The 21,087-nt window shown below is 69.7% G+C and carries 20 protein-coding genes and 3 tRNA genes; 6 read left to right on the top strand and 17 right to left on the bottom strand.

What is annotated here, in order from left to right:
* The first annotated feature begins 1 nt into the window (after window position 1).
* Entirely contained in the window at window positions 2–1,174 is a 1,173-nt protein-coding gene (locus BLU09_RS27245) for an N-acetyltransferase (RefSeq protein WP_090492582.1), read from the top strand.
* 27 nt (window positions 1,175–1,201) lie between these two features.
* The gene (locus BLU09_RS27240; protein ID WP_090492580.1) at window positions 1,202–2,203 is read left to right on the top strand and encodes an NAD-dependent epimerase/dehydratase family protein; all 1,002 of its coding nucleotides are present in this window, start codon (window positions 1,202–1,204) and stop codon (window positions 2,201–2,203) included.
* Between the two features lie 68 nt (window positions 2,204–2,271).
* Here BLU09_RS27240 and BLU09_RS27235 read toward each other — a convergent pair whose 3' ends face one another.
* Complete coding sequence (locus tag BLU09_RS27235) at window positions 2,272–2,877, bottom strand: MlaC/ttg2D family ABC transporter substrate-binding protein (RefSeq protein WP_090492577.1); 606 nt, start codon at window positions 2,875–2,877, stop codon at window positions 2,272–2,274.
* A 55-nt stretch (window positions 2,878–2,932) separates the two neighbouring features.
* Window positions 2,933–4,684 carry a TolC family protein gene (locus BLU09_RS27230; RefSeq protein ID WP_186817821.1) on the bottom strand — a complete coding sequence of 584 codons (1,752 nt, stop codon included), beginning with the start codon at window positions 4,682–4,684 and terminating at the stop codon, window positions 2,933–2,935.
* A gap of 247 nt (window positions 4,685–4,931) precedes the next feature.
* Here BLU09_RS27230 and BLU09_RS27225 point away from each other — a divergent pair, with 247 nt between their 5' ends.
* A complete protein-coding gene (locus BLU09_RS27225) occupies window positions 4,932–5,855 on the top strand; it encodes a class I fructose-bisphosphate aldolase (RefSeq protein WP_090492573.1) in 924 nt (307 codons plus the stop codon).
* A gap of 62 nt (window positions 5,856–5,917) precedes the next feature.
* Here the strand turns inward: BLU09_RS27225 and BLU09_RS27220 are convergent.
* From BLU09_RS27220 to BLU09_RS27195, 6 genes are all read right to left on the bottom strand, one after another.
* A tRNA-Ala gene (locus BLU09_RS27220) sits at window positions 5,918–5,990 on the bottom strand.
* Window positions 5,991–6,073: 83 nt separating this feature from the next.
* Window positions 6,074–6,146: transfer RNA gene (locus BLU09_RS27215), tRNA-Ala, on the bottom strand.
* Between the two features lie 56 nt (window positions 6,147–6,202).
* Window positions 6,203–6,604 carry a hypothetical protein gene (locus tag BLU09_RS27210; RefSeq protein WP_026114128.1) on the bottom strand — a complete coding sequence of 134 codons (402 nt, stop codon included), beginning with the start codon at window positions 6,602–6,604 and terminating at the stop codon, window positions 6,203–6,205.
* A 56-nt stretch (window positions 6,605–6,660) separates the two neighbouring features.
* Window positions 6,661–7,947 (bottom strand): RsmB/NOP family class I SAM-dependent RNA methyltransferase, encoded by a 1,287-nt coding sequence (locus tag BLU09_RS27205; protein ID WP_090492569.1) that lies wholly within the window; start codon window positions 7,945–7,947, stop codon window positions 6,661–6,663.
* 101 nt (window positions 7,948–8,048) lie between these two features.
* Window positions 8,049–8,723 (bottom strand): response regulator, encoded by a 675-nt coding sequence (locus tag BLU09_RS27200; RefSeq protein WP_090492566.1) that lies wholly within the window; start codon window positions 8,721–8,723, stop codon window positions 8,049–8,051.
* Window positions 8,724–8,825: 102 nt separating this feature from the next.
* Window positions 8,826–8,911: transfer RNA gene (locus tag BLU09_RS27195), tRNA-Leu, on the bottom strand.
* 96 nt (window positions 8,912–9,007) lie between these two features.
* Here BLU09_RS27195 and BLU09_RS27190 point away from each other — a divergent pair.
* From BLU09_RS27190 to BLU09_RS27180, 3 genes are all read left to right on the top strand, one after another.
* Complete coding sequence (locus BLU09_RS27190) at window positions 9,008–9,751, top strand: tetratricopeptide repeat protein (RefSeq protein ID WP_090492564.1); 744 nt, start codon at window positions 9,008–9,010, stop codon at window positions 9,749–9,751.
* Window positions 9,752–10,150: 399 nt separating this feature from the next.
* Window positions 10,151–11,107, top strand: a complete 957-nt coding sequence (locus BLU09_RS27185) for a diguanylate cyclase (protein ID WP_090492562.1) — start codon at window positions 10,151–10,153, stop codon at window positions 11,105–11,107.
* A gap of 48 nt (window positions 11,108–11,155) precedes the next feature.
* The gene (locus tag BLU09_RS27180) at window positions 11,156–12,889 is read left to right on the top strand and encodes a response regulator (RefSeq protein WP_090492560.1); all 1,734 of its coding nucleotides are present in this window, start codon (window positions 11,156–11,158) and stop codon (window positions 12,887–12,889) included.
* Here BLU09_RS27180 and BLU09_RS27175 read toward each other — a convergent pair.
* From BLU09_RS27175 to BLU09_RS27140, 9 genes are all read right to left on the bottom strand, one after another.
* A complete protein-coding gene (locus BLU09_RS27175; protein ID WP_279627372.1) occupies window positions 12,877–13,845 on the bottom strand; it encodes a bestrophin family protein in 969 nt (322 codons plus the stop codon). The genes BLU09_RS27180 and BLU09_RS27175 overlap by 13 nt on opposite strands.
* Before the next feature lie 76 nt (window positions 13,846–13,921).
* Window positions 13,922–14,539 carry an HdeD family acid-resistance protein gene (locus tag BLU09_RS27170; RefSeq protein WP_090492555.1) on the bottom strand — a complete coding sequence of 206 codons (618 nt, stop codon included), beginning with the start codon at window positions 14,537–14,539 and terminating at the stop codon, window positions 13,922–13,924.
* Between the two features lie 177 nt (window positions 14,540–14,716).
* A complete protein-coding gene (miaA, locus tag BLU09_RS27165; RefSeq protein ID WP_090492553.1) occupies window positions 14,717–15,643 on the bottom strand; it encodes a tRNA (adenosine(37)-N6)-dimethylallyltransferase MiaA in 927 nt (308 codons plus the stop codon).
* Window positions 15,636–16,487: a hypothetical protein gene (locus tag BLU09_RS27160; protein ID WP_090492551.1), complete on the bottom strand. Its 852-nt coding sequence runs from the start codon at window positions 16,485–16,487 to the stop codon at window positions 15,636–15,638. The genes miaA and BLU09_RS27160 overlap by 8 nt, the downstream gene beginning before the upstream one ends.
* Complete coding sequence (locus BLU09_RS38915) at window positions 16,475–16,621, bottom strand: hypothetical protein (RefSeq protein WP_167371169.1); 147 nt, start codon at window positions 16,619–16,621, stop codon at window positions 16,475–16,477. The genes BLU09_RS27160 and BLU09_RS38915 overlap by 13 nt, the downstream gene beginning before the upstream one ends.
* A 36-nt stretch (window positions 16,622–16,657) precedes the next feature.
* On the bottom strand, window positions 16,658–19,756 hold the full coding sequence (locus BLU09_RS27155) for an outer membrane protein assembly factor BamB family protein (protein ID WP_090492549.1): 3,099 nt from the start codon (window positions 19,754–19,756) through the stop codon (window positions 16,658–16,660).
* Between the two features lie 14 nt (window positions 19,757–19,770).
* Complete coding sequence (locus BLU09_RS27150; protein ID WP_186817822.1) at window positions 19,771–20,298, bottom strand: hypothetical protein; 528 nt, start codon at window positions 20,296–20,298, stop codon at window positions 19,771–19,773.
* On the bottom strand, window positions 20,298–20,594 hold the full coding sequence (locus BLU09_RS27145; protein WP_011553743.1) for a PqqD family protein: 297 nt from the start codon (window positions 20,592–20,594) through the stop codon (window positions 20,298–20,300). Before BLU09_RS27145 ends, BLU09_RS27150 begins: the two co-directional genes overlap by 1 nt.
* Window positions 20,591–20,998 carry a S24 family peptidase gene (locus BLU09_RS27140; RefSeq protein ID WP_090492545.1) on the bottom strand — a complete coding sequence of 136 codons (408 nt, stop codon included), beginning with the start codon at window positions 20,996–20,998 and terminating at the stop codon, window positions 20,591–20,593. Before BLU09_RS27140 ends, BLU09_RS27145 begins: the two co-directional genes overlap by 4 nt.
* Window positions 20,999–21,087: the final 89 nt, after the last annotated feature.

Below are 21,087 nucleotides of genomic sequence, written 5' to 3'. Positions count from 1 at the left end.
CATGGCCCTCCACGCCGAGCCGACCCACGCATCTTCGTCCATGCCCTCGGACGTGCAGGTGACCCCTGTCCGCGGCGAGGCGGAGCGGATGCAGTTCATCCGCCTCCCCTACGCCCTCTACAAGAGCGACCCGCACTGGGTTCCTCCGCTGGAGATGGAGCGCCGGGACTTCCTGGACCCGAAGAAGAACCCCTTCTTCGAGTACGGCGAGCTGGAGCTGTTCCTCGCCCGGCGCGGTCCGGACGTCGTGGGCCGCATCGCCGCCATCCGCAATCCGCGGCACATGGAGATTCACGGCACGAAGGAGGGCTTCTTCGGTCTCTTCGAGTGCGTGAATGACGCGGGCGTCGCCCGGACCCTGCTGGAGTCCGCCGCGACCTGGCTGCGCCTGCGGGGCATGGACGCCATGCTGGGGCCGGCCAACCTGTCCTCCAACCAGGACTGGGGCCTGCTCATCGACGGCTTCGATACGCCGCCCGCGGTGATGATGCCGCACAACCCGCCCTACTACGCGGCGCTGCTGGAGGCCTGCGGCCTGACGAAGGCCAAGGACCTGTACGCCTACGAGCTGTCATCGTCCGCGCAGCCGCCGGAGAAGGTGGTGCGCATCGCGGAGAAGATTCGCGTGCGCGACGGCGTCGTCGTGCGTCCGGTCAACATGAAGGACCTGGACGCCGAGGTGAAGCGCATCCGCGACATCTACAACTCGGCGTGGGAGAAGAACTGGGGCTTCGTGCCCTTCACCGACGCGGAGTTCGACCACCTGGCCAAGGAGCTCAAGACGGTCGTCCGGCCGGAGCTCGCGCTCATGGCGGAGGTCCAGGGCGAGCCGGTGGCCTTCTCCCTGACGGTGCCGGATGCCAACCAGGCCATCCGCGCGGCCAACGGGCGGCTCACCACGTTCGGCCTGCCCATCGGCCTGGTGAAGCTGGCGCTGGCCTCGCGCCGCATCAACCGGCTGCGCCTCATCATCCTCGGCATCAAGGAGGGCTACCGGCGCCGCGGCCTGGACGCCATCCTGTACCTGGACACCCTGCGCACGGCGAAGCGGCTGGGCTACGTGGGCGGGGAGATCTCCTGGACGCTCGAGGACAACCACCTGGTCAACCGCGCCATCGAGTCCATGGGCGCCCAGCGCTCCAAGACGTACCGCGTCTACACGCGCGCGCTCTGACCACAGCCCGACCCCGAGGAGTCTTCCTTGCGATTCCTGCTCACTGGCGGCACCGGGTTCATTGGCCAGCGGCTCGCGCGCCGCATCGTGGAGCGTGGCGACACGCTGACCCTCATGGTGCGCGCCAGTTCGCGCCGTGGGCCCCTGGAGGGGCTGGGCGCCCGCTTCGTGGTGGCGGACCTGACAACGGGCGCGGGACTGGCCGAAGCCGTGCGCGACGTGGACTGCGTGCTGCACCTGGCGGGTGTCACCAAGTCCCGCGAGCCCGAGGGCTACATCGAGGGCAACGCGAAGGGGACCCGCCGCCTGGTGGAGGCCATGGCCGCCCTGCCCCACCCTCCCCGGCTGGTGTACTGCTCGTCGCTGGCCGCCGCCGGCCCGTCCACGCCGGAGCGCCCGCGCCGCGAGGAGGACCCGCCCGCGCCCGTGTCCATCTACGGCCGCAGCAAGCTGGGCGGCGAGGAGGCGGTACGGGCGTTCGCGGACCGGGTTCCGTCCGTCATCGTCCGGCCGCCCATCGTCTACGGGCCCGGTGACGTGGAGTTCCTCCCGTCGCTGCTGCCCATGGCGAAGCTGGGGCTGGCGCTGAAGAGCGGCTTCGGGCCCAAGCGCTACTCACTCATCCACGTGGATGACCTCTGCACCGCCCTGCTCGCGGCCGCGGATCGCGGCCCCACGGTGTCGAAGGAAGACCCGGCGCGCGGCGTGTACGCCGTGTCCGACGGCGTGGAGCACTCCTGGGAGGACGTCTGCACGGCCATGGCCGGGGCGCTCGGCAAGGGCCGGCCCGCCGTGCTGCCCGTGCCGCAGACGGTCAGCTACGTGGTGGGGCTGGGCTCGGAAGCCGTGGCCCGCCTGCGCGGCACGGTGCCCATCCTCAACCGGGACAAGGTGCGGGAGATGCGGTGCCCCGCGTGGACATGCTCCACCGAGCGCGCGAGTCGGGAGCTGGGCTTCCTGCCCACCATCCCCCTGGCCCAGGGCCTGGCCGGCACCCTGGCCGCATACCGCGAGGCGGGCGGGCGCTGAAAAGACGAAGGCCGAGGCACCCTGGAGGGCACCTCGGCCTGGACACGTGAAGCGGACCGCGCTGGGCGTCAGGGGACCGCGGTCTGCTCCGCGCTCTTCTGCGCCGACGCCGCGTTCTCCTTCTCCAACTGCGTCCGCTTGCTCTTCAGCGTGGACAGCAGGCCGTCGAAGCCCTTGTCGGCGAGCAGCTTGCGGAACTGCCCCTTGTACGTGTCCACCAGGGACACTTCGTCGGTGATGACGTCGTAGATGCGCCACGCCCCGGTCGCCGACGTGCGGTACAGGCGGTACTCGACGGGGATGGCGTCCTTCTTCACCGTCACCGTGGTGCCCACCGAGGCCTCGTTCCCGTCGATGCCCTCCTCGCCGTACTTCACCTGGGCTTGCGCCTGCCCCAGGGCCTTCTGGGCATAGGACGCGCGCAGCAGGCCCGTCATCGTCTCGGTGAACTCCTTGCGCTGGGCGGGCTGGAGGCCGGCCCAGGTCTTGTCACCCAGCGCACGCTTCGCCAGCTCCTCGAAGTCGACGAACTTCTCCACGACGGCGGCCAGCGACTGCGCGGTGGCACCGGGCGCGTTGGCGGCCTTCTGCACGTCCGCATTCCCGGATTGGACGACCGTCAGTGGGCCGGGCGCGGCGGCAAGCAGGGTGGCGGCAAGCAGGGACGCAATCATTCAATGGGCTCCGAGTGATGAAAGGACGACAGGGAAGACTGTGGTGAGCGCATGGTTATTCACCCGGAGCCAGCGGCGCCCCGGTTACCCGCGCGAGGGCGGCCATACCTACCCGAACGTCGTGCCAGCTCTTGCCTTTGTCACCTGAAGCCTGGGCATAGGCCGTGAAAGCGTCCACCAGGTCACGTGTGTCACCGGTCCCCAGGTCGAACGCGGTGAAGGCGGCCGTCACCCACCGGCGGGCGCTCCGCTCCGCCTCGCCAAAGGCCCGGGCGCGACTCCAGGCGGCCACCAGCTCGCCGTGCACCTTGGAGACCTCCAGGCGGATGCCCGCGCGAATCTGCTTCTCCTGCGCGCGCAGCTTGTCCAGCTCCGCGCGGGCCTGCTCGAGCTGGGCATCCTTGATGGGAATGTCGAACGTCCCCCGCATCACCAGGCCCACGCCCCCGGTGCGGTCGTTGTACGGATCAAACGCGAAGGGCGTGCGCTGCCGCGTGGCGCTGGTGGTGAAGCGCACATCATAGAAGCCGGCCAGCCCCAGGTCCGGGTAGTAGCTGCGCTCGCGGATGAAGACCTCCTGCTCGCGAGCGGCGATGCCGGCGGCGACGGCCGTCAATTCCGGACGGGACTGCTCCGCGCGCACCAGCGCCTGCTCCAGGCTGGGCACCGGCACGTCCTCTTCGAGCTCCAGGTCTTCTTCCACCACCGTCACGGCGTCTTCGGGCCCCACGTTCGCCAGCAGGCCGATGGCGGCGAGCGCGAACTGGCGCCCCTGCAGGGCCTCCGCCCTGCGCGCTTCGACAATCTGCCGGAAGAAGCGGACCTTGTACGAGTCCACCGCGGACACCTGGGCCGAGTCCTCCTTGAGCAGCCGCTCGATGCGCTGGCCAGCGTCCTCCAACCGCTTCGAGACCTCTTCAATCTGCTGAAGCCCGTTCCGCGCCAGCTGGTAGCCGAAGTACGCCTGAGCGGCCTGGAAGCCGACCTCGTTGCGCGTGCGCTCGCGAAGCGCGGCCCCCAGCACGGGCCCCTGCGCACCCGCCTTCTCCAGCGCCGTCAGCTTGCCGAAGGTGTAGAGCGGCAGCACCGCGTTGCCGGTGGAGAACATCGTCACGCCGACGCGGCCGAAGTTCAGGTCTCCCTTGTAGGTGGCCTCCGTGGTGGGCGGTCCACCCAGGCCGTCGTTGCGGGCCTCGGGCGTGGGGCCCCCCGCGCCCACGGTGATTTCGATCTTGGGGAACCAGGCCCACCGCGCCTGTTGGTAGAGCGCCTGGAACTTGCGCAGCTCCGCCGTCGCCTCCTCCACCCGGGAGTCCGCTTCGCGAGCCCGCGCCACCAGCTGCGCCAGCGTCAGCGGCGCCCGCCGCGCGGGTTTCTCCTCCGAGTCCGGCGCACCCGTCACGCCCTCCTTCACCTGCTCCGCCTCATTGGAGGGTTCCAGGGCTGGCGCGGGCGAAATGGCCTGCCCCCGCTGGGAGGAACCCGGCGTCTCCTCAATCGAGCCGGGCGCAATGCCCGGTGGACTCGGCGGCAGCTCCCGCCCCCCGGTCCCCACGCGCGGCGTGGGCCGCGTCCCTCCCTGCGCCCCAGTGCCAGGCACCGTCGTCGGCGCATCGGAGCCCGGCGTCCCCACGTCCGGCGCCTCTGGCGCTGGCGTAGCGCCGGGCGTGGAGGGGGCCGGCGTGCTTCCGGTGCCGGTTGAAGGGCTGCTCCCCGACCCGACCGAGCCGGGGGTGAGCTGCGCTCCGGCAACGCCCGCCGCGAGCATCAGCGCCACTGTCACGCCATGATCCAGGTGTCTGCGCATCAACCCGCCTTGTGTAGCTCCCCAGAGCCGAGAACCTCACGGCGGCGCAGCATGTCCGTTCGGCAGCGGGCCGTCACCGGTGTTGTTCGTCCCACGGCACCGGCCCGAGCTTGTGGACGGCCGCGCCGGAAGGCACGGGGGATGTGCACTGTCGTGGAACCCATGACACTCGTGCGCGAAAAGGAGTTGGTAGGACGTGGCGCATGCAGCAGATTGCGCCTGTTCCCGAGACAGAGGATCCCCACACATGCCCCATACCGATCGCGTCAAGCAGATCCTGTCGTGGTACCCGTCTGACAACCCCGGCACGCTGACCAACCTGGCCCGGCTGCTGAACACCGGCACGCTGGCCGGCACGGGCAAGCTCGTCATCCTCCCGGTGGATCAGGGCTTCGAGCACGGCCCAGCCCGCTCCTTCGGTCCGAACCCCGCCGGCTATGACCCGGACTACCACATCAACCTGGCCATCGAGTCGGGCTGCAACGCCTACGCAGCGCCGCTGGGCTTCCTGGAGGCGGTGGCCGGCAGGTACGCGGGTGAGATTCCCCTCATCCTCAAGGTCAACAACTCCGACACCCTGGCCAAGGTGGCCAACCCCATGTCCGCGGTGACGAGCTCCGTGAAGGACGCCGTCCGCCTGGGCTGCACCGCCGTCGGCTACACCATCTACCCGGGCTCCGGCGCGCGCAACGAGCAGTACGAGGACCTCCGCGACATCATCGCCGAGGCCAAGTCCTACGGCCTGCCCACCGTTCTCTGGGCCTACCCCCGCGGCAACCTGTCCAAGGAGGGTGAGACGGGCATCGACGTGGTGGCGTACGCGGCGCAGATCAGCGCCCAGCTCGGCGCCCACGTCATCAAGGTGAAGCCGCCGCAGGACCACATCGAGCAGGCCGAGGCGAAGAAGGCCTTCGAGAAGGCCGGCATCCCCACCAAGACGCTGGCGGACCGCGTCCGCGAGGTCGTCCGCTCCGCCTTCAACGGCAAGCGCATCGTCATCTTCTCCGGCGGCGAGGCCAAGGGCACCGACGCCCTGCTGGAGGAGATCAAGCAGATCAACGCCGGCGGCGGCTTCGGCTCCATCATGGGCCGCAACGCCTTCCAGCGTCCGCACGGCGAGTCCATCAAGCTCCTCAAGGACGTGATGGCCATCTTCGCCGGCAAGGCGTAGTCGGCTCGGCGGAAAACAAAGAAGCCCGCCAGGTTTCCCTGGCGGGCCTCTTCATTTCAGAGTGGAGCTAATCGGGATCGAACCGATGACCTCTTGAATGCCATTCAAGCGCTCTCCCAGCTGAGCTATAGCCCCGTCGTCTTTTGCTGCGGGTGTCACCTACCGCTTCAAAACAAAAGGCCCGCCAGGTTTCCCTGGCGGGCCTCTTCATTTCAGAGTGGAGCTAATCGGGATCGAACCGATGACCTCTTGAATGCCATTCAAGCGCTCTCCCAGCTGAGCTATAGCCCCGTCTTTTGCTGCTGAGCCGCTTTGGGGAGCGGCCCGACCGGCGAAGTGGGTGCCTTCTACCGTTTCTTCGCTCCAGGCACCAGAACTCTTTGAGGCCGCGGTGCGTTTTTTTGTTCGTTCAACCGCTGCGCCACTTCTTCCCCTTCCCGAAGGAGGTCGGTGAGCTCACGGGCGTGGGCTTCGACCGCCTGCTCTGCTGCTTCCACCGCCTTGAGCGCGACGCCGAAACCCGCCGGAAGGTCCAGCCGCCCCTTCTGGACCTGACGCCAGACGGCTTCGCCCAGTTCCTTGAGCGCCTTCTCCTTCTGATCCTTCAACACGGTGGTGCGAGCATTCGCCCGGGCCAGGTCCGTGTTGCGCTCCACGGCCTCGCGAAGCTGGGCCAACCGGTCCTGCGCCGCCTGGAAGGCCTCGTTGATCTGCTTCACCACCTCGGACTGCTTCGAGTCGGCCGCCAAGTCAGTCACACTCCTTGAGAAATCAACGATTGCGTAGCGTGCGCTCTCGGAGCCTGTCAACCCGGCCCCGCCCCTGTCCTCCGCAGCCGGGCCGCGAAGAATCCTCCCCCGGGAACCTTGGGAGGCAACGCCTTCAGATAGGGCCCCTGCGCGGCGAGCGCCGCCCGTTCCGCGCCGAGTACGTCCTCGACCGGCTCCAGCGTGAAGTCCGGATGCTTCGCGAGGAAGGCCTCCACCACCGCCTCGTCCTCCTCCGGCATCACCGAGCAGGTCGCATAGACGATGAGTGCCCCCGGCTTCGCCTGGCGTGACACCTCATCCAGCAACTCTGACTGCGTGGCCTGGTACTTGGCGATTTCCTGAGCGGTGAGCTTCCACTTCTGATCCGGCTCGCGCGCCAGGGAGCCCGTGCCGCTGCACGGCGCATCGATCAGAAGGACGTCCGCGTCGGACAGCGGAAGCGGATGCGGAAAAGCGACCTGCCGAAGCGAGAAGTGGCGCACGCGCTCACGCGCCTCGGCCAGCCGACGCCGCGAGCGGTCCCCGGCCAGCACCTTGCCCCGGGGCCCGACGAAGTCCGCCAACGCCAGCGTCTTGCCGCCCGCGCCGGCGCACACGTCCGCCACGGTGAAGCCCTCCAGCGAGCCCTCCCGGGGACGGCACAGCTCGGAGATGAGCTGGCTGCCCACGTCCTGCACCTGGAGCCGGCCGGACTTCATCATCCGAGTCTCGAAGACGCGGTGGCTGGAGTCCGTCACCCGCACAGCATCCGGCGCCGCCGCCACGGGCTCGGCGTTGACGCCCTCTTCCTTCAGCGCCGCCAGCACCGCGTCCCGGGTCCCCGGGGGCCGCGCGCGGAAGTGCAGCGACGGCTCCTCATCGAGCGACGCCAGCAGCCCTTCCAGCACATCCTCCGGGTACACCTGGGCCAGGCGCTGCACCAACCAGTTGGGGAACGAGTAGCGAATGGCCAGCCGCTCCGTCTGGGACTCCGGGAGCGGCGCCTCCGGCAGCGGCTGTTCCACCACGCGCTGGAGCAGGTCGTCCTTGATGGTGCGCGGACGCACGGGCCCCGGCAGCCGGACCTCGGGACCGATGCGGGCCCAGCCCTCACCACAGAAGATGCGGCGCCAGAGGGCGTAGCGCACCAGCGCCTGGTCCTCCGTCAGCCCCACCTTGCCCATGGTGTGGCCCAGCAACCGGGCCGCCAGATCCAGCAAGCGCTGGTGCCGGGACAGCTCGCGCACGGCCATGGCGGCGAAGCGCCGCTCCTGGCCGCCCAGGCCATTGGCCTCTCGCAAGGCGTTGGCGAGCGCGGCCTTCAAAGGCTCGCCGCGAAGCACCGCGATGTGCGCTTCGAGTGCCGCCGTCGCGCCACGACGGGAAGGACGACCCAGGCGCTCCGGGTCTACGGGCGTTGCCGGCCAGACGGAATCCACGTGCCTCAGCCCTGCCCTTTCAGTCCCACGGCCACGACCAGACAGCCTTCCGGGCTGCGCATCCGAGGCGCCTGCCCGGCCCCCAGGAAGAAATACCCGGGCGCCGAGTACGACACGTCATCCACTTCAAGTACACCTTCGACCACCTGAACCCCCACGCCCGAAGGGGTCGGGTGGAACGTCCAGCCGAAGTCGCCGCCGGCCGTTACGGACACCCACATTGCCCTCAGCGCGTCCTCCCGCGCGATCTGAACGTGGGCGCCCCGCGGCGACCAGGCGCTCGCGGCTGGCCGCGGCCCCTGGGTGGCCAACTGCTCCACGTCCTGACGCAGCGCGATGAAGCGCTCCACCAGGGCGTAGATGTCGTCGATCTGAAACGGCTTGAGGAGCATGGCGTCCGCCACCTGGGGCTGGACGGCCTGGATCACCTCGTCCGGCGTCGCGGCGCTGACAATGGCCACCGCCTGATGACGCTTCCGGGCAGCCTCGACGACCGTCCGGCCGCCCAGCTCGCCTCCGGAGATGCGCAGATCACTGATGACCAGGACGAAGCGCTCGGCCTCGATGGCCGCGACCGCTTCCTCCCCGGTGCTGACCGCGTGGACCTGCGCGAGCTCCGAGATGAGCTCGCCCATGCCTTCCCGCAGGCTCGCGTCATCCTCGACCAGCAACACCCTCATTAACGGGGGACCTCCGCCGCCCCTACCTGCTGGAGCCTGTCCTTTACCAGGACCGGGCGCTTCCAGCGGAAGACCACCTCGCCGGTCCTGCCCTTCGGATGATGGCCCTCCCCGGACTCGAACCGGGACGCGGGGTCAGCCGCAGCGGATTTTGAGTCCGCCTCGTCTACCAATTTCGACAGAGGGCCCCCTGCTGTCGCGACGAGCAGACGTATACCGCGACTTGAAACCAAGTGCATCCGAAGATTGCGGTGCTCCACGCACATCGCTAAGAGGGGCCCCCCATGTACAACCTTCTCATCTCCCTCGGTGTGGGAATCGCCGTCGCGCTCCTGGTGAAGGTGGCCGGCTTCTCCATCTGGGCGGGGCTCGTCCCCGGAATCCTGGCCCTCGTCGGCACCTACATCGTGCTCGCTCGCCGGGTGGCCAGCCGCGTCCAGTCGCTGATGACGGTGGTCCAGAAGGACCTCCAGTCCCAGCCCACCAGCCAGAAGGACGCCCAGTCGCGGGTGGACCGGGCGGTGAAGACGCTGGAACAGGGGCTCGTCTACGACAAGTGGCAGTTCCTGGTCGGTCCGGAGCTTCACTCCCAGATTGGCATGCTGAAGTACATGGTGAAGGACCATGAGGGCGCCAAGGCCGCCTTCGCCAAGGGCAGCGGCCGCAACTACATGGCCAAGGCCATGGAAGGCGCCCTGTACTTCCAGCGCAAGGACTTCGACGCCATGAAGAAGGCGTTCGAGTCCGCCACGAAGAGCGGCAAGAAGGAGTCCATTGTCTGGGCGGCCTATGCCTGGTGCCTGATGCAGAACAAGGACAAGGACGGCGCGCTGCGCGTGCTCGCCCGGGGCGTCGAGCAGAACCCCAAGGACGAGAAGCTCAAGGGCAGCCTCGCCCAGCTCCAGAACGACAAGCGCCTGAAGATGAAGCCGTACGAGCCCACGTGGTGGCAGTTCGGGCTCGAGGCTCCGCCGCCGGTCATGCCCCCCATGGGCGGCCGCCGCATGCAGTTCAGCACCCGACGCTAGCGCCCCGTCGCGCGGCCATCGAGCGTCCGCCCGCGCACGGGAATATCTACCGGTTTGCCCCTCAGCGCGCTGCAACGTCTTCCGACCCTGTACAACAGGGCGACGCAGAGGGTGCGCAACCGCCCGGAAACACTCTGACTGCCCTCCCCCACCGCAGGGCATGGTGCTTGCTCCCGCACCGTGCTCACGGATGACGGGGAAAGGCCTCGTCTCGCGGAGCCTGACAGGCTTGGCAGCCGGAGGTCTCGGGTGAAGGTTGTGGGCGTTGGGGTGTGCTTGCAGGACCGGGCGGCGGCGGGTGCGCGTGGGGCGCAGGGGCGTTGGGAGCACACGGCAGGGCGTGGCACCCGAGACTTTCGGCCTGCCATTTCGCAGCAGCCGAGTGAAGCGGAGTGGTGCATGGAACGGCGCGGCCGGACCTCCGAGCGGTCCCTTCTGCTCATCATCGAAGATGACGCACAGGTCCGCGAGAGCCTCGTAGACCTGCTCGCCGTACGCTTCGATGTGCTCGCCGCTCCGGATTCGGATGAGGGGCTGGAGCTGGCGCGGGAGCACCGCCCGGACCTCATCCTCCTGGACAGGTTCCTTCCCAGCGGAGACGGGCTCGCGGTGCTCGAGATGCTCCAGCGCGAGTCGCGCACGGAAGCCGTGCCCGTCATCTTCCTGACGGGCGACGCGGACGAGGCCACGCTGGAGCGCTGCCTGGAGATGGGCGCCGTGGACTTCATCCACAAGCCGGCCAGCGCGCGGGAGCTGCTGGCCCGAATCGACCGGGCGCTGCGCCAGAGCGAGCAGCAGCGCCGGCTGCAGATCCTGGCGCAGACGGACGGCCTCACGGGACTGGCCAACTTCCGGGCGCTGAGCATCCGGATGGAAGAAGAGTTCCGCCGGGCCCAGCGCTACCAGTACCCGCTGAGCGTCGTCATCATCGACCTGGACCACCTCAAGGCCATCAACGACGGCATGGGCCATGACGTGGGCAACCGGGCGATTCTCGCGCTGGCCACCCAGTTGAAGCACGAGCTGCGTGAGTCGGACTTCGCGGCCCGCTTCGGTGGAGACGAGTTCGTCGCGCTGCTGCCGCACCAGACGGCGTTGGAAGCAGCCGTCTTCGCCGAGCGCATCCGCACCGGGCTGCGCGCCGTCGGCGTCCAGAAGAGCGACGGCCGCCCTGCCCCCTTCGGACTGAGCGTGAGCGTGGGCATCGCCGACCATACCTTCGAAGGGCCCCGCGAGGACACCGAGTCGCTGATGAAGGCGGCGGACGCGGCCCTCTACGAGGCAAAGCGCGAGGGGCGGGATCGGGTCGTCGTGTTCGGCCGGCCCGCGAATTCGCCTCCGGCGCAGCGGCACTGAACGGGGCGAGGTGAGGCAGGCAACGGCGGGGCAGCAGCGAGGGCGCGGATGATGCTGGGGAACAGACTGGCGACAGGTTCGAGGGTGGCGGTGGTGGGAGGCGGCATTGCCGGAGCGGGGCTTGCCGCCTCACTCCTTTTCAACGGGAGGGCTCGCGGGCTGGCGCTGGACGTCCGCGTCTACTCCGGAGGAACACAGGAGCGCACCGCCCCGCCGGCGGTGCTGACGCCGGAATGCCGCTCACGCCTAGCCGCGCTGGGCTGCCGCATCCCCTCCGAATGGCGTACCCATGAGCTGCGCGGCGTTGAAATCATCGCCGAGGGCCGGCGCGAGCTGCTGTCCTCCACGCCCGGTGGCCTCTGGGTGGTGGACGGCTGGCCCCAGGGGCTGGGCGGCCTGGAGCAGGTGCGGGATGTGCTCGCCACCGCGGCCAGCGCCCAGGGCGCCCGCTTCCTTCCCCGCAACGTCGAGCGCGTGGAGCGGCAGGCCCCCGCGCCGGATGCGCCCGCCTCCGTGCGCGGCGCGGGCTCGCTGGTGGTGCGCGCCCAGGGCAGTGGCGATCGCTTCCATGCGGTGGCGCTGGCCTCGGGCGCCGGGCCGCTGATGGGTGACGCCTTCTTCAAGGGCTTCCGCCCTGCCCCCACCATCCCCGCGGTGCAGGCCCGCCTGCGCCACGCTTCGCCTCGGCTGGAGCTGGCTCCGGTGGGCCGGCTGTGGATTGCGCCCCTGCCAACGGTCGATGGCCTGTTCCTGCTGCCTGGCGCCAACTCGGTGTACGCGCTGGCCTTCGGGCCGGCGGTGACGCCCGCGGACCTGTGCCAGGTGCTGATGATGGCCGCGCGTGACGGACTGGTGGAGGAAGGCTTCGAGCTGGCGGCCCTGGAGACCACCCGCCTGCCCTACGGACCGGGCCGGACGCTGGTGGCGCCGGGGCAGCTCGCGGTAGGGCCCGCGGCCTTCGGCCACCCGCTCCAGGTGGGACTGTCAGAGACACTGGCTTCGTGCAGCCGCGCGGCGGTGGCGCTGCTCGACGGCGGGCTGGACACCAGCCTCCTGGAGCGCCGCTACGTGCGCGAAGGCCTGGGCGAGATGCTGGAGGACGCCGCCGCGGGAGCCCGGACGATGACCTGGCTTCGCCGAGCGGGGCCTCGAGCGCCGGAGGCCTTCGTCAGGGCGAAGGGGCGACGGACGCTGGGTGGCACCTTCGGCGGCGGAGTGCTGGGCCTGAGCGGCCCCGCGCCCATCGCGCTCCTGGGAGCCGCGCGCTGGGAAGGGCTCAAGGAACTGGTGGGATCCTGGCTGCGCACCACGGTGGAGCCGGTGCCCTCGGTGGTGCCGGAGTTGGAGCCGGACCTCTACTACGTCGTGGATGACGACCCGGACGCACGCGAGGCGCTTACGGCGCTGCTGGAGAGCACCGGAGCCACGGTGGTGTCCTTCGCCGACGAGCTGGCCCTCTTCTGCGCGGTGGCCCGGCGGCCGCCCACGGCCATCCTCCTGGACGTGGTGCTGCATTGGGTGGACGGCCTGCGGCTGGCCGAGGGCCTGAAGCAGCATCCCCTCACCCGAAACACCCGCGTGCTGGTGATGAGTGGCCTCAACCGGCCGCATGTCCGGCAGCGGGCCCTGGACGCGGGGGCGGAGGCCTTCCTGCCCAAGCCCGTGGACCCAGACCGGCTGCTGCGCATCCTCACCGGCCGAGTTCCCGTCATGGAGCCCGCGCCCGCGCCGCACGCCGCGGACGACACGCGCGAGCTGGCCGCGGACCGCTACGCGTCCTGACCACCGCCGGGAATGGCGACCACGGAGACCGGGGCGTGAATGGCCTCGGCGCTCCCGGGCATGAGCGCCTTGAGGTTGCCGCGGACCGTCTCGCAGATGCGCTCCAGCGGCAGGTCGTTGTCGTCGTGGCCGAACGGGTCCTCGATCTCCACGCCAATCTCCTCGATGCCGAAGAAGACGTAGGCGACGACGAACGTGGCCGGCACCGTTATCCAGCCGAACGAATCCACCAGCGCGAACGGCAGCGTGTAGCAGTAGACGATCAGCGCTCGCCGCAGGTGCATCATGTAGGCGAACGGGATGGGCGTCTTGTGGATGCGCTCGCAGCCGCCGATGTAGTCGATGAGCAGTTGGACGTTCTGGTCGAGCTGCATCTGGACGTATTCGGGGTAGTAGCCCCGCAGCCGGCCCTCATCGAGCACGGCGGACATCTTCTGCGATACCGCGAGCGGGACGTGCTGGCTGCCCAGCACGGCGTCCGCTTCATCGCGCGGCAGCTCGGAGGCGACGGGGCCCAGGTCGCGCTCCCCCCGCAGTGACGCGGCGGCGGCATAGGGGAAAGCGCTGATCCACCGCAGCAGCGTGCCGTAGAGCCCTGCGTCCCGACGCATGAAGACGCTGGATGCACGGGCCAGGTTGCGCGTCTCGTTGACGATACCGCCCCACAGCTTCCGGCCTTCCCAGAAGCGGTCATAGGAGGCGTTGGTCCGGAAGACGAGCAACAAGCTGAGCGAGATGCCCGCCAGCGTGTGCACCGTGGCCGGGATGTCCAAGGGCCTGGTGTGATGATGGACCGCAGTGACCCCCACGGCCCACAACACACAGACGAGGACCCGGGCCACAATCTCGCGGACCATGGAACCGCGGAGGTAATGGAAGTAGCTCCACCAACGGTGCGGGTCGTAGTCGATCATATTGTCGCAGGGCGCATACGCTGCCGCGCCTGCGCGGGGCATGGCAAGCGCCAATCCAGGGGGACACGTGGGATGTGTCCGCCCTGGACGGGAGCCAGTGCCCTTGGCCGCCTGCCCGTCAGTGGGAGATGGAGGCAGGCGTCGTCGGACCGCCCGATCGGAGCACCTTGCGCACGGTGAGGGCGCCCGCCATCAGCGCCACGCCCCGGAAGAAGATGCCGATTCCCACCAGCGTGCCCACCAGCCAGACGGCGGAGATGGGCCACTGCCGCATCACGATGATGCCCAGGAAGATGGACACGGCGCCGTAGAGGAAGTCCCAGCCCCACCGGGGATAGCGGTCCATCACCGACGTGACGGCGTGAAAGAGCCCGCTGGCGAAGAAGTAGCCCGCCAGCAGCAGGGTCATGGCGCCCAGTCCCGCCGCCGGGTAGACGAGGACGAACAGACCCACGACGACGGAGAGGATGCCGCTGAGCAGGTACAGCCAGAACGGCCCACCCTCCTTGCGCGTCCGGAAGGCGGAGATGACTTCCATGACGCCTGCCGCGGCCAGCATCGCGCCGAAGAGGATGGCCGACACCAGGCTGGTGAAGAAGGCGGCCCCCAGCGCGACAATCCCCAGCAGCGTCATCAGAATCCCCATGATGAAGGGGCCACCCCAGGCCGCCGAGTTCCCCCTCGTCCTCGTGTCAGGGGTCAGGATTTCCGGTTTGCGTTCATCGGTGAAGGCCATGGTGACTGCTCCCGAAGCGAGTGCACTTCGGAGGCCGAGCCGCCTCGCGTGTCAGCCGCCTGTCGGCAGGCGGCAAAGGAACCCGGCACATCCATCGCCGAACATGGGCCCCCGCGTTGGGGCCGACAACGCTCGCTGACGCCGCTCCGTCCCCCGCCCGCCCCGGCCTCTGGGCCGTCAGGGTGAGCTACAGCCGCCGAGCGGAAGCGCCGCCTCGTACGGGGGCGCCAGGAAGACAGCACCGGGCTCCTTCCGGAACCACGTCAACTGCCGCTTGGCGTAGCGGCGCGTCTCCTGCGCGGTGTCGTGAATGGCCTCTTCGCGCGTCATCCGCCCCTCAACGACGGCGCGCGCCTGCACATAGCCCACGCTGCGCATGGGCGCCGCATCGGCGTAGCCCCGCGCCAGCAGCTCGCGGGTCTCCTCGACGAGTCCGCGCTCGAACAACATCCGGGTGCGCGTGTTGATGAGCCCGTACAGCACGTCGCGCGGTGGCGCCAGAACGTACAGTTGGAAGGGATAACGGTCCGGCGCGAAGGCATGGGCCTTCCGGAACGCCGAAGCGGGCACGCCCGTCTGCGCATGAATCTCCAGCGCCCGGATGACGCGGACCAGGTCCTGCGGAGGAAGCTTCGCCGCCGTCTCCGGGTCCACCTCCGCCAGCCTCCGATGCACCGCCTCGCGCCCCTCACCGGCCGCCAGCGCCTCCAGCTCCGCCCTCAACTCCGGCAAGGCCCCGGGCGCCTCGAGCACACCGTGAAGCAACACGCGCAAATACAGCCCGGTGCCGCCCACGACGAAGACAGGCCGGCCGCGTGCGGCAATCTCCGCGATGACGGCGTCCGCACGGCGCTGGTACTCGACAGCGGAGAACGCCTCCATCGGGTCCACGGCGGACACCAGGTGATGAGGCACCGCGGCCAGCTCCTCCGAGGAGGGCTTCGCCGTGCCGATATCGAAGTGCCGGTACACCTGCTGCGAGTCCGCGCTGACAATCTCGCCTCCAGCACGCTGAGCCAGCGCAATCGCCAGCGCCGTCTTCCCCGACGCCGTCGGCCCTGCAATCACCGTCAACAGTGGCCGCTGCGCTCCACCCTCACCCATTCGCCAACGCTCCCTGAATCACCGCCACCGCGGACGCATCACGCGCGAACACCAACCGCACGGGCGAAACCTCCGACAGCAACCGTCCCGCCGCGCCAAGCAGCCCACCTCGCCCCTCGGGCGTCGCCTCGGGCAGCAGGGCATTGACGAGCAGCATCCGTCCGACATCGCCAGCGGCCTGCAACTCCCACCGCGACACGCTGTCCCACGCCAGCGTCCCCACCGCGCTCAGCGCCGCCTCGGCGGATTGCCCCACGTTCCACGGAGTCCCCGCCGCCCGCCAGCCCTGGCCGGGCTCCGGCCACACAGCCACCAACTCATCGGACAACACCTGCCCGCCCGCCTGCGCCCACAAGGCCCCCAGCGTGCTCTTCCCCGCCCCCGAGTGCCCCGTGAAGAGCGCGGCCCGGCCCTGGTGCGCTACCGCCACGCCATGCACCAGCAGCCCGCCACGCCGGGCCAGCGCCCGGGCAAGCATCACCTTCAGCACCGTCTCCACGGGAAACCGCCCCTGCCCCTCCACGTGGGCCTGGAGGCCGTCAGCGGAAAGCGCCGCGTCGTAGTCCTCGCCGGCCAGGCGCAGCGCGCCGTCCTCCGCGCGGAGGACCCGTGGCAGCTCGCGAATGACGGGAGCAGGACGCGCCTGGGCGGGGGCCACGGCCACGAGCCGAGCCACCTCACTGCCCTGTCGCCTTGGGGACACCACGAACCGGGAGAACATGCGCCGGAGCGAGTCTCGCAGGCCCGCATCGCCGACTTCCACAACTCCCGTCCAACCGGCGATTCGCAGACAGAGGGCCGCGTCCGCCGAGGGGCCTTCCGGCGGAAGGCTCAGGGAATGCACTCCGACTCACCGGGGATGTTGCACTGGGAAATCTGCGCCAGTGCCACGAAGGGCTGCTCCCAGAGAATGGCCGGCGCCTCATAGACAGGGCCGGCGTCAGGAGGGGGCGTCGTCTGGAAGGCGTCCGAAGTCATGAGGAGTGCGAGCGAGGAAGAAGGGACGTTCTTCATTCAAGGGAAAGGGACGGGGAACGCGCAGATGCGGCCATCTTCGGAGCCCACGTGGAGGCGGCTCACCGTGTGGTCGATGGTGGGAGTTCCGATGCGCTGCGCACCCCCAATCGAGACCTGACCGGAGTCGGAGCCATCCAGCAGCTCCAGTTGGTGGACCTGTCCGTCGGAGCTGCCAACGTAGAGGCGCACGACGCCATTCCGATTGAAGGAGAAGGAGCCAGAGGGAGACGCGATCGGCGTGCTCCACCGGAGCACCGGCGGCGACTGGGCGGGCCCCGAGACGTCGTACAGCGCCACCCGGCCGGCCGCGAGACTGGCCACGAAGCCCGAGCCCTGGGGCCGCACGAAGCTGGTGAAGGCAGGCGTGTTCGGCGCCGGGCGCGTGGTGACTGGCAGACTCCACACGAGCTGCGCCGAGGCGGCGTCCACGCCGTGCACGAAGCCATCGCTGTCCGTCACGAGAATCAGGTTGCTGTACGCGTTGCGAACCAGGCTCAGCTCCACGTCGCCCACCGGGAGCTGGGCCAGCACCTGACCCGTCAGCGTGTTCAGCACGCGAAGCGTGTTCGGCGAGCCCGCGTGCGCGCGCGTCGCCACGAAGAGCCGGTTGGTGGTGTAGTCCACCACCATGCCGCCCGCCACCATGCCCAGATTCCCAGGCTGGTAGCTCCAGACCAGCGCGCCGGTGGCGGCATTCAGGGCCACCACCCGGTTGCGCGAAGCGTCCGCCAGCCGCGTGGCGAAGAAGACGAGGTCGCGGTTGGGGTGCGCGGCCCGGTATGCGGCATTCGCGTAGTCGAAGAGCTGGGTGACGGGGAACGACTGGATGGTGCCAATGGGCTGGCCACCATTGTCCCAGCGCCACAACAACTGGCCGGTGGCGGCGTTGAGCGCGCTGGCCACCCCACCCTGGTCACCCACGAGGATGTACTGCCCGGACAGGCCATGCAGCGGCACCACCGGGAAGCGGCTGCCAATGAGGCCCGCCAGCGGGCGAGGCCGCCACCGCTCCGCGCCATCCGCCGACGGGTTGGTGACCTGCGTGAGGTTGGCGACGACGGAGTCGTTGAAGGCGCTGAAGATGCCCGTGCCCAGCTCGGTGATGGGCTGCTGCGAGGCATTCAGGCCCACCGAGTAGCACCACAGCGGCGCCGCGCCCACGCGAGCCCGAGGCGTGGCCACCAGGGCCTGCGACGTCGGCTGGTTGCCCGGCGAGTACCACCGCAGCTCATCCGAGTTGAAGACGCGGTAGTAGTACGTGGTGCCGTTGGTGACGGACGTATCGGTGAACGTCGTGGTAGCGCCCACGTCGTCCGCGTACACCACCTGGGCGTTGCCCAGATTGGCCCCCACCGCGTAGGTCAGCCCCTGCGTCGGAGAGAGGTTCGGCGGCGCGCCCTCCGCGCGAAGAATCAGCACGCCCCCGTGCACCGCCGGATTGTCCCAGGTGAGCGTCACGCTGCCATCGCGCGCCACGCCCGTGAGGCGGTTGACGTCGGGAACGGTGCCCTGCACCAGCGTCATCGGGGTGTCGATGCGAATCTGCGGCCCGCCGTAGTCATCGATGAGGTGGAAGCGATGACGGAACGTGGTGGGCCCGGACAGAGACGCGCCCGCCCCGAAGTTGGAATACACCACCGTGAAGGAGCGCTCGCCGTTGACCGGGATGCCCGTGGCGTCCGTCGACTCCCAGGTGATGCCCGTGGTGGCGCTGTTGGACGCCATGCGCCACCCGGAGGGCGTCTGCAGCACGCCGCCGACGGTGAAGTAGTTGAGCGCGGGCCGCAGCAGCCGGACCTCATGCAGCGGCATGGGGCCCCGGTTCTGGATGGTGTAGATGACGGACCGGTTCGTGGAGTTGGCGGCCACCGCGCTGATGTTCGTCCGCACGCGGTGCTGCACGATGCGCCCCTGGTTCGAGTCCACCAGGTTCGACGTCACGGAGGCGCCGTTGCGCGTGGCATCCACCTGCCCCCGGAACCGGTAGTTCGCGAACGGGGCTCCCGTGAGCTGGTACGTCCAGACGAAGTGCGCGGAGGCGCCCGGGTCCAGCCGGGGAACGCTCGCGGTCCCAGGCCCCGACACGAGCGACGCGGCCGCCGTTCCCTGGAACACGGGCGCGCGCGGCGTCACGTTCAGGAACGTGTCCGTCGAGGACGGGTTGGTCACCGTGAGCCGCACGCGCACAGTCTCGTTGTTGAACGCGTCGTCGGTGTCCACGTCCATGGCCACCGGGAGCGCCCCCACGTTGACCATCCGCGCGTCCATCGCGGGCGACACGGTGTTGCCGTTCCCGCTGACGCCCCGCACCCGCGCCACCAGCGTTCCGGCCGAGCCCGTCCGCACTCGCGCGGAATAGACGCCCGCGTTCCGGCTGGCGATGTTCATGCGGAACGGCGTCGGCTCGGTGTCCACCACCTGGAAGGTGACGGCGCCCGCGCCCGTGGAGGGTCCCTCAACCGTGGTGTTGTTGTGGTTCGTCCCCGTCCGGTTCTCCACCACCATCCGCGCGTCGATGTCGCCGCCAACCCCCATCACCCGAGGACGCACGTCCACCGTGGTGTACAGGCCGGAGCGACTCCAGCTCGCAGCCGAGGTCGTCACCGACGTGGTGAAGTCGCCCCCCGCGCACGTGTCCCGGGCGAACGTCTGACCCGCGACGAAGCGCTCATTGTTCTGATCGTTGTTCGACGTCGGCGGAACCACGCGAAGGACGAACCGGGCCGACTCGTTCTGGCCCAGACCGTAGTCGCCGCTGCCGTTGCAGGAGTCCTGATTGTAGAAGATGACCCACCGCTCATTGGCGATGTAGTCCACCGTCCATCCCGGGGGCGGGATGGACGCGAGCGGGATGTAGCCGCTGGGCAGCGCGAACCACACCTCGTTGATGCGCCGGAAGAGCGGCGATCCACTGGAGGTGTTGTTGCGGACATCGACCGTCAGCTCGGAGGCCTCGTCCATCACCACCCGCGCGCGGGTGTCCCCACCCTGCGGCTGCGTGGTCAAGACGGCGGTCGGGGTCATCGCCTGCGCCCACCCCAGCGAAGGCGCCAGGAGCGCGGCGGCGGCGACGAGGGAGGCGGAGAATGGACGCATGATGAAAGGAGCCCTCACGGATCCAGGGTGAAGGAAGCCGCCGTCAGCGGCGCCCCATCGAGGAAGAACCGGGCCTGCCACGTCCCGCTCATGCCGGACGTCGCCACGGCGGTGCCTGCCACGGGCAGGGAGAAGCGCACCGTGCGCGACTCGTCCACGCGTGAATCCACTTCCGCCGACCGCCGCTCATACGGCAGCCCGGAAGGCGGCACGAACTCCACTGACACCGTGTGCCGGCCACGCACGCCGCTCACCGTCAGGTCCACGTCCACCTGCGCCACGGACAGCAAGCCGCGGCGCCCCTCTCCCAGGTCAACCACGGTGGCCGAGCCCCGCGGAACCACGGGCGGCGGAGGCACTTCCGGCTCCTCCACCGGCGCGGGCGGCGGCCGGGCCTCCGAACCCTCGCGCGGGGGCAACACGTCCGTCGGCGCCACCGGCCCCTGCGCCGGGGGCGCATGAACCGGGGCATAGGGCGCCACGCCTTCCGTGCACGAGGCCAGCATCACCGCACCCGCCAGGAGCGCCAAACGCGTCCGCATCACCGCGCCTCCTCGAGCTCGTCGATGAGCCCCAGCCGGGTCAGCTCCGAGAAGAACTTGAGCGTGTCGGTCAGCACCTGCTCCACGTCCCATCCGTGACGCTGAGCCACCTGCTCCACCAGGGCCCGCGCCGTGCGCGTCCCGTCGCACAGCTCCCAGATTTCAATGGCCGTTCCGTTGAGCCCACGCAGGGTGTTGCCCTCGGCATCCAGGACGATGAAGTCCGAGCCGAAGCGCTGGCCGGAGACGCCCTCGCGCCAGCGCGGCGCATGGTCCGCCGCGAAGTCCGTGCTCATCGCGCACCTCCCCGGCCCAGCAACGCAGCCAGGCGCCACTTCACGGCCACCCGCAGCCGCCCCAGCCACCGGGGCCCCCGGTCCCACCCCGCCTCCAGGACGACACCGCCCCGGCGGACGCGCCGCACCCGCCCCAGCACCCGTGACGGCTCCAGCGGTGCATCGTCCTGGGGTGAGTTGTCGCCTCGCAGCGCCACCGCCCCGGCCTCCCACCGCCGCAGCCGGTGCAGCACCAGGGCATGGTCGAAGCGCGCCAGCAGGACGTCACCCGGTCGCGGAGCCCCCTCCAGCGGCTCCACGCCGGCATGGTCGCCCGAGCGCAGCGACGGCCACATGCTGTCCCCGTGGACGGGGACCCAGCTCAGGGCCGGAGGCACAACGGGAGTGGAAGTGTCGCGTGGCATCGCAGGTCAGTCTAGCCGACCCGACCTGCGTCCGCGAGTTCCCACCGGCCCAATAGCCCAACGTTTATCAGGGGTTACGCGCCTACCTC

It is taken from the genome of Myxococcus virescens, assembly GCF_900101905.1.
GTDB classification, from domain to species: Bacteria; Myxococcota; Myxococcia; order Myxococcales; family Myxococcaceae; genus Myxococcus; species Myxococcus virescens.
The sequence above is the reverse complement of the archived record's forward strand: the minus strand, read 5'-3'. Positions and strand labels throughout refer to the sequence as shown.

Excerpts from the sequence above, each read along its gene's own strand:
- BLU09_RS27245 (WP_090492582.1), top strand. The coding sequence starts at position 2 with ATGGCCCTCCACGCCGAGCCGACCCACGCATCTTCGTCCATGCCCTCG.
- BLU09_RS27235 (WP_090492577.1), bottom strand. The coding sequence starts at position 2,877 with ATGATTGCGTCCCTGCTTGCCGCCACCCTGCTTGCCGCCGCGCCCGGC.
- BLU09_RS27230 (WP_186817821.1), bottom strand. The coding sequence starts at position 4,684 with ATGCGCAGACACCTGGATCATGGCGTGACAGTGGCGCTGATGCTCGCG.
- BLU09_RS27225 (WP_090492573.1), top strand. The coding sequence starts at position 4,932 with ATGCCCCATACCGATCGCGTCAAGCAGATCCTGTCGTGGTACCCGTCT.
- BLU09_RS27200 (WP_090492566.1), bottom strand. The coding sequence starts at position 8,723 with ATGAGGGTGTTGCTGGTCGAGGATGACGCGAGCCTGCGGGAAGGCATG.
- BLU09_RS27190 (WP_090492564.1), top strand. The coding sequence starts at position 9,008 with ATGTACAACCTTCTCATCTCCCTCGGTGTGGGAATCGCCGTCGCGCTC.
- BLU09_RS27185 (WP_090492562.1), top strand. The coding sequence starts at position 10,151 with ATGGAACGGCGCGGCCGGACCTCCGAGCGGTCCCTTCTGCTCATCATC.
- BLU09_RS27180 (WP_090492560.1), top strand. The coding sequence starts at position 11,156 with ATGATGCTGGGGAACAGACTGGCGACAGGTTCGAGGGTGGCGGTGGTG.
- BLU09_RS27175 (WP_279627372.1), bottom strand. The coding sequence starts at position 13,845 with ATGCCCCGCGCAGGCGCGGCAGCGTATGCGCCCTGCGACAATATGATC.
- BLU09_RS27170 (WP_090492555.1), bottom strand. The coding sequence starts at position 14,539 with ATGGCCTTCACCGATGAACGCAAACCGGAAATCCTGACCCCTGACACG.
- miaA (WP_090492553.1), bottom strand. The coding sequence starts at position 15,643 with ATGGGTGAGGGTGGAGCGCAGCGGCCACTGTTGACGGTGATTGCAGGG.
- BLU09_RS38915 (WP_167371169.1), bottom strand. The coding sequence starts at position 16,621 with ATGACTTCGGACGCCTTCCAGACGACGCCCCCTCCTGACGCCGGCCCT.
- BLU09_RS27155 (WP_090492549.1), bottom strand. The coding sequence starts at position 19,756 with ATGCGTCCATTCTCCGCCTCCCTCGTCGCCGCCGCCGCGCTCCTGGCG.
- BLU09_RS27150 (WP_186817822.1), bottom strand. The coding sequence starts at position 20,298 with ATGCGGACGCGTTTGGCGCTCCTGGCGGGTGCGGTGATGCTGGCCTCG.
- BLU09_RS27145 (WP_011553743.1), bottom strand. The coding sequence starts at position 20,594 with ATGAGCACGGACTTCGCGGCGGACCATGCGCCGCGCTGGCGCGAGGGC.
- BLU09_RS27140 (WP_090492545.1), bottom strand. The coding sequence starts at position 20,998 with ATGCCACGCGACACTTCCACTCCCGTTGTGCCTCCGGCCCTGAGCTGG.